13 protein-coding genes are annotated in these 13,670 nt (G+C 67.1%); 7 read left to right on the top strand and 6 right to left on the bottom strand.

What is annotated here, in order from left to right:
* Window positions 1–5 precede the first annotated feature (5 nt).
* On the bottom strand, window positions 6–1,202 hold the full coding sequence (locus AC5JBD_RS06375; protein WP_495721196.1) for an efflux RND transporter periplasmic adaptor subunit: 1,197 nt from the start codon (window positions 1,200–1,202) through the stop codon (window positions 6–8).
* A 221-nt stretch (window positions 1,203–1,423) separates the two neighbouring features.
* Between AC5JBD_RS06375 and AC5JBD_RS06370 the strand changes: the two genes are divergently transcribed.
* The 5 genes from AC5JBD_RS06370 (at window position 1,424) to AC5JBD_RS06350 (ending at window position 5,459) form a co-directional block, all read left to right on the top strand.
* On the top strand, window positions 1,424–1,684 hold the full coding sequence (locus AC5JBD_RS06370; RefSeq protein WP_495721195.1) for a GlsB/YeaQ/YmgE family stress response membrane protein: 261 nt from the start codon (window positions 1,424–1,426) through the stop codon (window positions 1,682–1,684).
* Window positions 1,685–1,778: 94 nt separating this feature from the next.
* Window positions 1,779–2,495 (top strand): SIMPL domain-containing protein, encoded by a 717-nt coding sequence (locus tag AC5JBD_RS06365; protein WP_495720921.1) that lies wholly within the window; start codon window positions 1,779–1,781, stop codon window positions 2,493–2,495.
* Window positions 2,496–2,620: 125 nt separating this feature from the next.
* Entirely contained in the window at window positions 2,621–4,093 is a 1,473-nt protein-coding gene (locus tag AC5JBD_RS06360; protein ID WP_495720920.1) for a flippase, read from the top strand.
* A 2-nt stretch (window positions 4,094–4,095) separates the two neighbouring features.
* Complete coding sequence (locus AC5JBD_RS06355; protein ID WP_495720919.1) at window positions 4,096–4,680, top strand: CatB-related O-acetyltransferase; 585 nt, start codon at window positions 4,096–4,098, stop codon at window positions 4,678–4,680.
* Between the two features lie 2 nt (window positions 4,681–4,682).
* Window positions 4,683–5,459, top strand: a complete 777-nt coding sequence (locus AC5JBD_RS06350) for a hypothetical protein (protein WP_495720918.1) — start codon at window positions 4,683–4,685, stop codon at window positions 5,457–5,459.
* A gap of 45 nt (window positions 5,460–5,504) precedes the next feature.
* Here the strand turns inward: AC5JBD_RS06350 and AC5JBD_RS06345 are convergent, their stop codons facing one another.
* Both AC5JBD_RS06345 and AC5JBD_RS06340 read right to left on the bottom strand, forming a co-directional pair.
* On the bottom strand, window positions 5,505–6,140 hold the full coding sequence (locus AC5JBD_RS06345) for a cell wall hydrolase (protein WP_495720917.1): 636 nt from the start codon (window positions 6,138–6,140) through the stop codon (window positions 5,505–5,507).
* Between the two features lie 289 nt (window positions 6,141–6,429).
* Complete coding sequence (locus AC5JBD_RS06340) at window positions 6,430–6,885, bottom strand: hypothetical protein (RefSeq protein WP_495720916.1); 456 nt, start codon at window positions 6,883–6,885, stop codon at window positions 6,430–6,432.
* 57 nt (window positions 6,886–6,942) lie between these two features.
* On the opposite strand from AC5JBD_RS06340, the gene AC5JBD_RS06335 reads away from it, so the two are divergent.
* Window positions 6,943–7,350 carry an EVE domain-containing protein gene (locus AC5JBD_RS06335; RefSeq protein WP_495720915.1) on the top strand — a complete coding sequence of 136 codons (408 nt, stop codon included), beginning with the start codon at window positions 6,943–6,945 and terminating at the stop codon, window positions 7,348–7,350.
* Between the two features lie 107 nt (window positions 7,351–7,457).
* Window positions 7,458–9,836 (top strand): penicillin acylase family protein, encoded by a 2,379-nt coding sequence (locus AC5JBD_RS06330; protein WP_495720914.1) that lies wholly within the window; start codon window positions 7,458–7,460, stop codon window positions 9,834–9,836.
* A 9-nt stretch (window positions 9,837–9,845) separates the two neighbouring features.
* Here the strand turns inward: AC5JBD_RS06330 and AC5JBD_RS06325 are convergent, their stop codons facing one another.
* The 3 genes from AC5JBD_RS06325 to typA all read right to left on the bottom strand — a co-directional run bounded on the left by AC5JBD_RS06325 (window position 9,846) and on the right by typA (window position 13,593).
* Window positions 9,846–11,081 carry a serine hydrolase domain-containing protein gene (locus AC5JBD_RS06325; protein WP_495720913.1) on the bottom strand — a complete coding sequence of 412 codons (1,236 nt, stop codon included), beginning with the start codon at window positions 11,079–11,081 and terminating at the stop codon, window positions 9,846–9,848.
* A gap of 24 nt (window positions 11,082–11,105) precedes the next feature.
* Complete coding sequence (locus AC5JBD_RS06320; RefSeq protein WP_495720912.1) at window positions 11,106–11,663, bottom strand: hypothetical protein; 558 nt, start codon at window positions 11,661–11,663, stop codon at window positions 11,106–11,108.
* 97 nt (window positions 11,664–11,760) lie between these two features.
* Entirely contained in the window at window positions 11,761–13,593 is a 1,833-nt protein-coding gene (typA, locus tag AC5JBD_RS06315; RefSeq protein WP_495720911.1) for a translational GTPase TypA, read from the bottom strand.
* Between the last annotated feature and the right edge of the window lie 77 nt (window positions 13,594–13,670).

Here is a 13,670-nt window from a genome sequence, read left to right as displayed (position 1 = left end):
GGCGCTCAGCGGGCGCTCGCCCGCTGAGGCCGGATCTTGTCCCCGGGGTTGAGGAAGGCGCCGGCCGACAGCACGACCCGTTCGTTCCCGCTCAGGCCCTCGGTGATGACGACGCCCTTGTCGGTCACGGAGCCGACCCGGACGGGGCGCCGCTGCACGACATTGTCGGCGCCGGCGACATAGACATAGCTGCCGCGCGCATCGTTCAGCACCGCCGATTCCGGCAGCAAAGGCGCCTCCGTCGAGCCGGCGACGATCGCCGCGGAGGCGAAGCCGCCCGGACGCAGCGCCGGGCTGTATGGGACCGCGACCCTCGCCTCGCCTTGGCGGCTCTGCGGATCGATGATCGGCGACACCTGCCAGACCGAGCCCTGCACCGTCTCGTTCGAGCCGACCGGCGTAACCGTTGCGGGCATACCCGGACGGATGAGCGCGAGATCGCCCTGCGGCAGCTGCGCGAGAACTTCCATCTGGCCGCCTTGCGCGATCCGGAAGAGCGCGCCGGAGCCCGGGCTCACGACCTGACCCGGCTCGACGTTGCGATCGAGAACGAGACCTGCGGCAGGCGCCCGGATGTCGAGGCGGCCGATACGGGCGCGCGTCTCGCCGAGCTGCGCCTGGGCGACCCGGACGCGTGCGTTTGCGGCATCGCGGGTGGCGATGCGGCGCTCGACGTCGGCCTTGGAAACAAAGCCGCGGGAGACCAGCGCCTGCGCGCGCTCCAGCTCCTGCTGCGCAAGGCGCGCGTCGGCCCGCGCAACCTCGATCGAGGCGGCGAGCGACTGGGCCTGCTGCGACTGGACCGAACGCTCGATCACGGCGAGCGTCGCGCCGGCGCCAACCCACTGGCCCGGCTGGACGAGCACCCGCGTCACCATGCCGCCCTCGCCCGACACGCCGACCGGCATGTCGACGCGCGCGGCGAGCGTGCCGGTCGCGGAGATGGTACGCGCGACCTGCTGACGGCCCGGCACGACGACGGTGACGCTCGGCGCGGTCGCCGCCCCGCCCTTGGGCGCGCCGGCCGGAGCAGCCTTCTCGCCGCTGCCGCCGAACATGAAGAAGGCGGCCGCCGCGAGGGCCACCAGGGCGATGACGGCGATGATCAGGCGCGTGCGCCGGCGCTTGCGATCGACCAGCACGTCATCGACGACCTCCCCCTCGAGGGAGCCGCGCCGCCAGCCAGTGGTTTCGAAGTTCATCGTCTTCATCTTCCCTAATCACCGCATAGCGGCAGCGCCGCGCCGGAGACTGTATTACGAGAATAAGTCACCAGCCTCAAGAGACTAAATTTCGCGGCTCGCCCCCGACCAAGGCCTGCTCTACACGAAGAGGGAGCCATTTTCCACGGAAAGCGGCTTTCTTTCGACAAACGGCACGTTCGCGGGGCTGAGCGTATGTGGGGAGCAAGAAAGGACCTTCAATGCTGGAAACATATGGCTTTCTCGGCTGGATCATCATCGGGTTGCTCGCCGGCGCGCTCGCCAAGCTGATCATGCCGGGGAAAGACCCCGGCGGCTGCATCGTCACCATCATTTTGGGCATTGCTGGCGCGCTGCTCGCCGGCTTCGTCGGCAATGCGGTGGGCTGGTATACGCAAGGACAGGCTGGCGGTTTCATCGCGGCCACCATCGGTGCCATCGTCATCCTCTGGATCTACCGCCTGCTGTTGCGGCGGCGCTGATCCGCAGCCGTAACGTTCAGCAACGGTGCAGGGGCCGGCATGTTGTAGCGTACGGAATGCGCATCGGCGCAATGGTAAGCGTGGGAGAAGAAGAATGTTGAGGACGATGATGGCCGCCGGTCTGCTGGCGGCAATGGCAATCCCGGCTGCAGCGGCGGCCCAGCCGGCGGCAACCTTGCTGGACGGAACTCGGCTCGACGTGGTCGCGGCCGGTGAGGTGACGCGCGTGCCGGACGTCGCGCGGATCAGCGCCGGCGTGGTCACGCAGGCGCCGACCGCGACTGCCGCGATCCAGCAGAATGCTCAGCGGATGGAGCGCGTGCGGGCGGCGCTGAAGCGCGCCGGCATTGCCGATCGCGACATCCAGACCAGCTCGATCAATCTGAGCCCCGAATATCGCTACGTGGAGAACCAGGCACCGGTCCTCACCGGCTATCGCGCGGGTAACGAGGTCTCGGTCCGTTTTCGGGACATCGCCAATACCGGCCGCATCCTCGACGCCCTCGTCGCCGAGGGCGCCAACCAGATCAACGGGCCGATGTTGATGCTCGACAAGCCGGAGGAAGCAATGGACGAGGCCCGCGCCGCTGCGCTCCGCACCGCTCAGGCCCGGGCCGCCATGTATGCGCGCCAGCTCGGCAAGCGCGTGACTCGCATCCTCTCCGTCAGCGAGAGCGGAACGCCCTTCCAGCCCTATCCGCGCCCGATGATGCAGGAAGCACGCGGCATGGTCGCGGACGCAGCCTCGAAGATCGATCCCGGCGAGCAGACGGTTTCCGTCAACCTCACCGTCACGTTCGAGCTGGAATGAGACAGCGCCTCGAACCCACTAGGGAAATCGCATAGTTCGCGCTAGTTAGCCCGCGGATTGATTTCTGTCCGCTATGCTCCGCCGAACGCGGGCGCAGCGGGCTGGATTTTCGGGGCGGGCGCGACTTGGGACGGGGCGGCAAGAGCATCGGGCGGAACGCCGGCTATAATCTGGCCGGTGCCGCCATTCCGCTGCTCCTTTCGCTCGTCACCGTTCCCATCTACCTCAAGCTGGTCGGGCCGGACCGCTACGGCGTGCTGGCGATCGCCTGGCTGATGCTCGGCTATCTGGGGCTGTTCGACCTAGGCCTCGGCCGCGCGACGGCCTTCCGCATCGCTGCGCTTTGCGACGCGCCGGCCGAGGAGCGGGCGACGACCTTGTGGACGGCGATCGTCGTCAATCTCGGCATGGGGATCGTCGGCGCGCTCCTGCTGTGGGCGGCCGCCGACTGGTTCTTCACCCACATCTTCAAGGTCGACCCAGCGATCCGGCCGGAGATCGTTGCCGGCGTGCCGTTCCTGGCGATGACGGTGCCGGTCGCGACCATGACAGGAGTGATGACGGGCGCGCTGCAGGGCCGCGAGCAGTTCCTCCGCACCAACTCCATCTCGGTCACCTCGACCGTGCTGTTCCAGCTCTTCCCGCTGGGGGTCGCATGGACGATGGGGCCTTACCTGCCGCGGCTCCTGCTCGCCGCCCTTGCCGCGCGTCTGGTCGCGATCGCCATCCTCTGGGTGCTCTGCCATGCCGAGCTGACGCGGGGGCATCCGATCCGGGTCGAGAAGGCACGGATCAGGGAGTTGCTGAGCTTCGGCGGCTGGGTCTCCGTCACGTCCTTCGTCGGCGCGATGCTGGTCGTCACCGACCGCTTCCTGATCGGCGCGGTCCTCGGCGCCGTCGCCGTCACCGTTTACGCAATTCCATTCCAGCTGGCGCAGCGCATCGCAATCATTCCGTCGTCGCTCACGACGGCCTTGTTCCCGAGGCTGTCGGCCGCACCGCCCGACGAGCAGAAGCGCCTCGGCGCCCTCGCCTTCCGCACCTTGGCGTCCCTGGTGACGCTGCCGGTGCTCGGCGGCGTGCTGCTGATAGGTCCGTTCCTTGAGCTGTGGGTCGGCCACGATATCGGCAGCCAGGCCGCGCCGGTCGGGCGGCTGCTGCTGATCGGCTATTGGATCAATGCCTTCGCGCTCGTTCCCTTCACCCGTCTCCAGGCAAGAGGACAGCCGAGCCGGGTGGCGCTGATCCTGCTCGCGCAGGTGCCGCCCTATCTGCTCGGCCTCTACTTCGCGATGAAGCTCTACGGCATCATCGGCTGCGCGATCATGTTCGTCGTGCGGTGCTTCGTCGACCTGGTCCTGCTCGCCTGGTCCGCCGACCGGCGCTTCACCGGCTTCGAACTGCTTTTCGCGAACCTGGGCTTGCTCCTCCTGGCTGCCCTCCTCCACAGGATCAGCGATCCGTTCGAGCCGCTCTGGCTGGGCGTAGCCACCCTGCTGCTGCTCGCTGCCGCCGGCCTGGGCTTCGTCACCTTGCCGAAAGACGTTCGCAACAAACTAACGGCGATGATTCCCGCCCTGCGGATGAAGAGGGTTTAAGGATGGGACTGCTCTCGAGGCTGCGCGGCGGACAGCGCAAGAGGCCGTTCCTCGCCGATCGCTATCGGCAGCACCGGATCGGCCGCGGCAGCTATGGCGACCTCAACGTCGTCGAGTTCGGCGAAGGCACCACGCTCACGGTCGGCAATTATTGCTCCTTCGCCCGCGGCGCGCAGGTCATGCTGGGTGGCAATCACCGGCTCGACTGGGTGACGACCTACCCGTTCAGCGCCATCGACCGCCGCTTCTCGCACTTCACCGGCCATCCCCACAGCAAGGGCGATGTCGTGATCGGCAACGACGTCTGGGTCGCGCGCGAGGCGATGATCCTGTCGGGCGTGACGATCGGCGACGGCGCCGTGATCGGCGCCCGCGCGGTGGTCAGCCGCGACGTGCCGCCCTACATGATCGTCGCCGGCAATCCCGCCGTGGAGGTCCGCCCGCGCTTTCCCGCCCCCGTTATCGAGCGCCTGCTGGCGCTCAGCTGGTGGGACTGGCCGGAGGAGCGCATCGCCGGCGCCATGCCCCACCTCCTCTCCAACGATATCGAGACCTTTCTCGACGCCGCCGAAAAGGGCGAAATCTGAACATGAAGCCGAGATTTGCCGCCGCCGCCGCCGTCAACGACCATGCGGTGCTGCACCAGTGCCTGTCCGCCTCGCCCGACATCGCCTCGGGCGCCCTCAGCCTGCGCACCTATGAGGGCTTTCGCTCCGCCGCCGCCGCCTACAATCGCGCTCTGGAGGAGACCAACGCCGAGATCCTCATCCTGGTGCATCAGGACGTCTATCTGCCGCGCGGCTATCTTGCGAAGCTCGACGCGGCCCTGCGCCAGCTCGACGAGATTGCCCCCGACTGGGCGGTGGCGGGCGTGGTAGGCGCAGACAAGGAGGGCGTGCTTCATGGACGCGTCTGGTCGACCGGCGTCGGCGATGTGATCGGCGGCGACGGCGGCCTTCCGGCTAAGGTCGAGACCCTCGACGAGATGATCCTGCTGATCAGGACCGCGCCCGGCCTGCGTTTCGATGAGACCATGCCCGGCTTCCACCTCTATGCGGCGGACATCATCCAGATCGCGGCCTCGGCGGGCTGCACGACCTGGGTAGTCGACGCGCCGGCGGTGCATCACAGCCGGCCGGTGATCAATCTGGGGGGCGGCTACAAGCAGGCCTGGTACCACATGCGCCGCAAGTGGCGGGACCGGCTGCCGATCCGGAACCTGGTCTGCCCAATCACGCCCTCGCCGCTGACGGTGATCGAGAAGGACATCCGCATCCGCATCAAGCACCGCGGCCGCGCGCGCCGCGGCGCGCTCGCACCCGAGGAGCCCGCCGCCATCGCCGCCCGCCTCGGCTTCGACAGCTAGGCTCAGCGCTCGATAAATCCTTCCCGGAGCGCCGGGGAGAAAGGATTAGCTGTAGAAGATGTGGAGGCCGATCTTGTCCTCGCGGTCGAGCGCCTTGCGCCAGACGGGAGCGACATAGTCGGCGTGATACCAGAGGACGTCGGTGGAGAGCTTCTGGTCGAGTTTTTCGCGGGCGATGCGGGCGACGGCGACGGCCTTGCTCCAGGCCTTGCTGTCCTCGTCGATCTCCGGGAACTTGCCGTTCTTCACGAACGAGAATTGCCAGGGCTGCTTCACGACCGCGCAGATGGTGTCGGGATATTTCTTGGAAGCCTGCCGGTTGAGAACGACCTCGGCGACCGCGAGCTGCCCCTCGATCGACTCGCCGCGCGCTTCGAAATAGACCGCTCCGGCCAGGCAATGCTGCTCCTCGTCGGGAACCTCGGCCGCGGCGAGCTGCTCGACCATCTCGTTCAGCGAGCGCGGGCGGGGCGCCGTCTTCTGCGCGAAGGCAACGACATCGTTCGCAGCCTGGGCCAGCTCTTCCGCCGTCTCGTCGTCGATCTCGGCCGCAGCGTGATCGAGATAGGAAGCGGTCGCAATGCCATCGACCTCGCCGGCGGCGGAGGGATCGGTGGCTGCGAAAGGCAAGGCAAGGGCTACAGCCGCGGCAATGCCGCCGGCGCGAACAAGTCGGTTCATCTGTTCTCTAGTCTATGCGGTTGGCTGTATGGGGATGCAGATCCGCTATCCCGTCGCCCCCCGTCTCGCTCGTTCCCGCCTTACATCGGCGCCCGGAACTCGCTCCCGCTCAGTGCTGAACTGCAGATCGGTGACTCATGGTTAAGAGTCAACGCAACTGTGGATAAGTCGCGCTGAGTCGAACGGAGTCAGCGACGACTGGAGGAACAAACCCGCAAATCTCGTTCTTCATCAAGGTGGTAGAGAATGATTTGCTGCTAATTCAAGTGCTTGAGCTGATTTCCGCAGTTCAGCCTGCGATGAGCTTGACGAACGCGCTCGAGACCCAGCCGGAGCGGCACGGACCTTCATAGTCCCGGCGGCCGGTCACAGGCGAGGACACGCCGCAGGTGGCGGCGAGCGTGCCGTCTTCGGCATAGACCACCCCCATCCACCGCTGATCGTGGGAGCGAGTGCACACGAAGAATTGCGTGCCGCCGGGTATCGCTCCCGCCTCCGCCGCCGCGTCGTAGGGCGCCGCACGGACCTGGAGCGGCGCTCCGGCCGCCAGGTGTCGGGTCGTGGCGGCGGTTGCGCAGGCGTCGAAATTCGGCCCGAGTTCGCCGATCCGCACCGGCACCGCGCCGGGGATGACCGGCGACGCTTCACCTTCCGCTTTGAGGTCTGCGGCGAAATGATCGTCCTTCACCGCCTCGCCGCAGCCGGCGAGGATGAAGAGAGGGAGCAAGAGCAGACGCGACGGCATGGACTCCATGTGGCGCGTCGCGCCCGGAAAATCTATGCTCCTGTTGGGAGGAGCAGCATGGCCTATTGGCTGATGAAGTCGGAACCGGGCAGCTATAGCTGGCACGATCTCGTCCGCGACGGTGGCACCGAATGGGACGGCGTGCGCAACCCGGCCGCGCGTCTCCACCTCCGGGCCATGAAAGTGGGAGACGAGCTGCTCTTCTATCATAGCGGCGCCGACAAGGCGGCGGTCGGCATCATGCGCATCGCCCGCGGAGGCGCCCCCGATCCGAAGGACGCGAACTGGACCTCCGTCGCCGTCGAGCCGGTGGCACCGCTTGCCAAACCTGTGACGCTCGCGGCCATGAAGGCCGACCCGCGCCTCGCCAGGCTCGAGATGCTGCGGCAGTCGCGCCTCTCCGTCTCGCCCGTGTGCGACGATGAATGGACCGCGCTCCTAGAGATGGCGGGCGGCGCAGGTTGAACGGGCGCGGCCATAGCCTCTCCTTATGGTTGCCCCCGCGCTTGTCATGCGGCGCATCCAATCGCGTGGCGCTAGCCTGATCGCGTCACCGACGGGAGATATTGCCGATGCTCAATCGTCGCCGCTTTCTGCTCGGCTCCGCCGCGACCATGGCGCTGCTGTCCGCCGGCTGCCAAACGACGGAGCAAATAGCCCTCTCTCGGACGCGCCAGCTGGCCGCCGCCGGCCTGTCGGCGCCGATCGAGATCGTCGATGATCCCTATGGGGTTCCACATATCCGCGCCGGATCGATCCCCGATGCCTTCTTCGGCCAGGGTTATGTGGTCGCGCGCGACCGGCTGTTTCAGATCGATCTTTCGCACCGCCGCGAGCTGGGGCGGCTGGCGGAGGCTTTCGGCCCGGACTTCGCTGCGCATGACGGCGTGGCGCGGCTGTTCCACTATCGCGGCGACTTGGACGAGGAACTGGCGCGGGTCCCCCCCCATATCGTCGATTGCGCGCGCGCCTATGTCGCCGGGATCAATGCACGCATCGACGAGGTGCTGGCCGACCCTGCCCTGCTGCCGCTGGAATATTCCATCCTCGGCGTCCGTCCGCTGAAATGGGACGTGCGGGAGTTCGTGCTGGCACGGGGCGTGCAGATCGGCAATGTCGACGACGAGATCCGCCGTGCCAGGCTGGCAGGGCTGGGTCTGCTGGAGATGGACGCAGTGATCGCGCCGCTCCGTCCCGCCTGGCCGCTCAGCGTGCCGGAAGGGCTCGACGCCGCGGCAGTGTCGGAGGCGGACCTCGGGGTGGCGCGGCTGGGCGGGCTGCCCTTCGGCTCGATCGTCCCAAGCCCCGACCCGTCCGATCCCGCCGCGAACGCAGATGACCGCGCCAATGCCGGCAGCAATGCCTGGACCGTAGGGCCCGAACGGACCACGACCGGTCGGCCGATCCTCGCCAACGATCCACATCTCGGGATCGGCGGCTTCGGCCCGCGCCACGTCGCCCATCTCAGCGCGCCCGGGCTGGACGTGATCGGCGGCGGGTCTCCCGGCCTGCCCGGAATCATGCAGGGCCATACGGACCGCTTCGCCTTCGGCCGCACCAACTTCCATATCGACCAGGAGGATCTGTTCGTCCTGGAGCTGCATCCCGAGGATGCGGAGCGCTATCGTCACGGCGACAGCTGGAAGCGCTTCGATCGGGTCGAGATCTCCGTGCCGGTGAAGGACGCGCCGCCGAAGGCCGTGACGCTCCGCTATGCGGTGCAGGGGCCGGTGCTCTCTCACGATCCCGCACGGCGCCGCGCCACCGCACTGGCGGCGGTCGAGCTGCAGCCTGGCGCCAGCGGTGCCTTCGCCATGATCGCGATCAACCTGTCGCGCGACTGGGCGAGCCTGCGCGACGCCTTCCGGTTCCATCCCTCCCCCACCAACTTCCATTATGCCGACGTGGACGGCAATCATGGCTGGCAGGTGATCGGCTTCGTGCCGGTGCGCCGCAAGGGCGAGGGCCTCATGCCGGTGCCGGGCGACGGGCGCTACGACTGGACGGGCGTGCGCGACTTCCGGGCGCTGCCGAGCGAATATAATCCGGCCAAGGGCTGGTTCGCATCGGCCAACCAGAACAACCTCCCGTCGGACTGGCCGCGCGACCGCATTCCCGCTTTCTCCTTCCGAGACCCCTATCGCTATCAGCGGATCGCCGACATCCTCTCCACGCAGCCGCGGCACGGCATTGCCGACAGCATCACGCTACTCAACGACACCCTGTCCACGCCCGCGCGGCAGCTCCTCGCGCTCCTGCCCGCGCAAGGGTCGGCCGGAGCGCAACCGGCGATCGCGATGCTGCGGGGCTGGGATGCGCGGCTCGAAGCCGATAGCGGGGCGGCCGCCTTGTACGAGATCCTGTGGCGCGAGCTTGGCACCCGCATGCTGGCTGCCATCGTGCCCGAGAGGGGGCGGGAGCTGGTGGACGAGATCGCCCCGTCGGTGCTGCTGGGGCTGCTGGCCCGTCCCGACCAGCGGCTCGGCCCGGATCCCGCCGCGGCACGCGATGCCTTGTTCGACTCCGCGCTGAGCGCCGCCTGGGCGTCGGCGCGCGAACAGCTGGGGCCTGACCCCGCCGCGTGGCGCTGGGGAACGCTGCACCAGGTGCGGATCGCGCATCCATTGTCGCGCATCCCGTCCATCGCCGCAGCCTTCCCGCCGATCGAGGGCGAGGGATCGGGTGGCGATTCCTTCACCGTCATGGCGCGCTGGGTGCGCGGGGGTTCCGGATGGAACGTCAGTGGCGGCGCCAGCTACCTGCAGGTGATCGACGTCGGCGCCTGGGACAATTCGCTGATGCTCAACCTGCCGGGCCAGTCGAACGACCCGCGCTCGCCGCACTATCGCGACCTCTACGAGCCGTGGATCCAGGGCGAGCTGCAGCCGATGCTGTTCAGCCGCGCCGCCGTCGATGCGAACGCCAGGAGCCGCACGATCCTACGACCATGAGGCGCGCGTTCAGCGCGCCAGCGCCGCGCACAATCGGCCGGTTGCCAGTGCGATGCGGGACTCGGCGGTGTCGCGGTTGGAGGGATCGTTGCGCACCCCGCGCGTCTCGGTGTTGAACGCAAGCAGGCTGCCGGCCCGCTGGTCGGGGCAGAGGCTCAGATAGGCGCGGAACCCATTCTGGTCACCATTGTGGCCGATGAAGCGGACCGGCCCGTCCCGATCGACGAAGAAGGACAGGCCGCTCTGCGTCGTCTCCGCCATCCGCCCCTGGGTGAAGTCCGCGCCGGCGACGATCTGCGGACGCCACATTTCTTCGAGCGAGGACCGCCTGAGGACGAGGTCATATTCGGCCTGACGCTTCGGATCTCCGAGCAGGAAGGCCAGATATCTGGCCATGTCCGGCATGGGCGCGTTGAGGCCGCCGTTGGAGACCGTCACGCCGGTATCCACATCGAAAGGCGCATCAACGCGTTTGCCGTCGCGAATGTAATAGCTGTGCGAGCGATGCCGGAGCAGATGCGGCGGCGTGCGGTCGAAATAGCTGGCATGCATGCCGAGCGGCTTCAGGATGTTCTTGTCGACATAGACTTCGAAATCCTCACCCGACAGCCGCTCGATTACCTGCCCAAGATAGACGATGCCGGGATTGGAGTAGCTGAAGCGGGTGCCGGGGCGGAACTGGACCTCCGTATAGGGAAGCATCGCCTCCAGCTGAGCCCAGCCGGGCGGCTCGAACGGCTGCCACTCCTGGTCGCGCCAGGGCCATGTGCCCCCGCGGAAGCCGGCGCTGTGGCTCATCAGATGCCTGATCGTGATCGCGTCCGTATTGCCGAACGGGTTATGCACGGCGCGAAGCTCCGGCACGTAGCGTACGATCGGATCGTCCAGCGACAGCAGCCCGCGATCACGCAGCTGCATGATCGCGATTCCGGTCATCGTCTTGGTGATCGACGCCCAGTGATAGATCGTCTGCGCATCGACCGGCACGCGCGCATCCGCGTCCTGCTCGCCGAGATGATCGGCGGCGACGGTGCGCCCGTCGCGCACGGCGTAGAAACTGCTCCCGACGATCCCGGCCCGCCGCATCTCGGCGCGATGCAGCTTTCGGAAGTCTCCGAGCGCCGCTTCAAAGGAGCGCTCACCGGCCGCAGCGGCTGGACTGGCCGTCAGCAAAACACCCAGAAGTGCGGCGGCAAGCACGCCTTTGGCGGACGCGCCCTTCCTGTCCTCGTCTACGTTGGTCATGGCGCCTATTAGGCACCTGACGGGCTAATTCCCAGTGGCGGCCTGTTCCTGCGCTCCCTTCCTGAAAAGGACGGCGGATAGCAGCCAGAGGCCGCCGAAAACGGCGCTCAGGGCCGCGCCGCGCGGGTCGGCAACGTAGCCGCCAAGGGCGATGGCGATCTGCGCAACACCCGCGATCGCCATGGTGAGCGCCATTCCCGCCGGTCGGAACCGGGCGATCGCGGCGCCTACCAGTGCGACCGCGATCACGCCGAGGAAGTAGAGATTGTAGGGATTGTCGTCATTCCCGATCATGCCGACGGCGCCGTTCGCCCCGACGATCAGGAAAGCGGCCGCGAAGGCCAGACCCGCGGCAAAGCGGCAGCTCCAGTTCCGAGCCACCGTCATCGTCCCTTCAAAAGCGAGGCCGAAAATGCCGATCAGAAGCGCAACAAAGGCGAAATCGCTCCCATCCCAGCGCAATCCGTCATTGAACTGCACAACGATAAACGGCGCGAGCAGCAGCAGCGCGGCCGCGCTCCAGAACGCGCCGCGCAGCAGCTTGTCGATCCTAGCGCCCTTGTCTCCCACCAACTCGACCATTGCCCGTCTCCGTCATTCATGAGGCTTCAGCCTCGCCTCTGACAGAGAAGGTTGCAGCCTTGATCCGGCGGATGTGCAGAAATCGTGAAGGGAGGAGTTAGGCCGCCTCGCCCTTCCGCGACTGGCGCTTGCGCTCGTGGGGATCGAGGTGCCGCTTGCGGATGCGGATCACCTTGGGCGTGACCTCAACCAGCTCGTCGTCCTGGATGTAGGCGATCGCCTGCTCCAAAGTCATGCGCTTGGGCGGCGTCAGGCGGATAGCATCGTCCTTGCCGCCCGATGCGCGGAAGTTGGTGAGCTGCTTGGACTTCAAGGGGTTGACCTCGAGATCCTGCGGCTTGGCGTTTTCACCAATCACCATGCCCTCGTAGAGCTTGTCGCCCGGCGCGATGAAGAGGATGCCGCGCTCCTCCAGCATGTTGAGGGCATAGGCGACCGCCTCGCCCTGCTCCATCGAGATAAGGACGCCGTTCTGGCGGCCCTGGATCGGGCCCTTATAGGGGCCGTATTTGTCGAATAGCCGGTTCATGATACCGGTGCCGCGCGTGTCCGACAGGAACTCGCCATGATAGCCGATCAGGCCCCGCGAGGGGGCAACGAAGGTGAGGCGCGTCTTGCCGCCACCCGATGGGCGCATGTCGGTCATCTCGCCTTTGCGCTGCGCCATCTTCTCGACGACAGTGCCGCTATGCTCGTCGTCGACGTCGACGACGACGGTCTCATAGGGCTCCTCGCGGCCGTTGGGGCCGTCGCGGAACAGCACGCGCGGGCGGCTGATCGACAGCTCGAAGCCCTCGCGGCGCATCGTTTCGATCAGCACGCCGAGCTGGAGTTCGCCGCGGCCGGCGACTTCGAAAGCATCCTTGTCGTGGCTTTCGGTGATGCGGATCGCGACATTACCTTCGGCTTCGCGGGCAAGCCGGTCGCGGATGACCCGGCTCTGCACCTTGTCGCCGTCGCGGCCGGCATAGGGGCTGTCGTTGACGGCAAAGCTCATCGCGAGCGTCGGCGGGTCGATCGGCCGCGCCCGCAGCGGCTGCGAGGCCGACGGATCGGCGATCGTGTTCGAGACGGTTGCCTTGGTGAGGCCTGCGATGGCGACGATGTCGCCCGCCTGGGCGGTCTCGACCGGCACCCGCTCGAGCCCCCGGAAGGCGAACACCTTGGTGGCGCGCCCGTCCTCGACCGGCTTGCCGTCGACGTCGATCGCCTTGATCGGCATGTTGACGTTGAGGCGCCCGCGCTCGATGCGGCCGGTCAGGATGCGGCCGAGGAAAGGATCGCGGTCGAGCAGGGTGGCGAGCATCTTGAACTCGCCTTCGGTGTCGAGGCCCGGCGCGGGCACATGGCTGACGATCGTCTCGAACATCGGCGTGAGATCGCCGGAGCGCACGTCATCGCTCAGGCCGGCATAGCCGTTGCGGCCCGATGCATAGAGAACCGGGAAGTCGAGCTGCTCGTCATTGGCGTCGAGGCTCAGGAACAGCTCGAAGCATTCGTCGAGGACCTCCGCCGGACGCGCATCGGGACGGTCGATCTTGTTGACGACGACGATCGGCTTCAGGCCGAGCGCGAGCGCCTTGCCGGTGACGAACTTCGTCTGCGGCATCGGACCCTCGGCCGCATCGACCAGCAGGATGACACCGTCCACCATCGACAGGATGCGCTCGACCTCGGCGCCGAAATCGGCGTGGCCTGGCGTGTCGACGATGTTGATGTGCGTCGTCGTCCCGTCATGTTCCCATTCGACCGAGGTGCATTTGGCGAGGATGGTGATCCCGCGCTCCTTCTCCAGGTCGTTGGAATCCATCGCGCGCTCTTCCACGCGCTGATTGTCGCGGAAGGTGCCGGACTGGCGGAACAGCTGGTCGACAAGCGTCGTCTTGCCGTGATCGACGTGCGCGATGATCGCCACGTTGCGGAGGCTCATTTCAATTTCCCGGGATGAAGAATTTCGCCGCGCCTATACGCATCATATTGCGGCGCAACAAGGGCAGGCGCGCGCAC

The sequence above is a fragment of the Allosphingosinicella sp. genome (assembly GCF_059502505.1).
The sequence above is the reverse complement of the archived record's forward strand: the minus strand, read 5'-3'. Positions and strand labels throughout refer to the sequence as shown.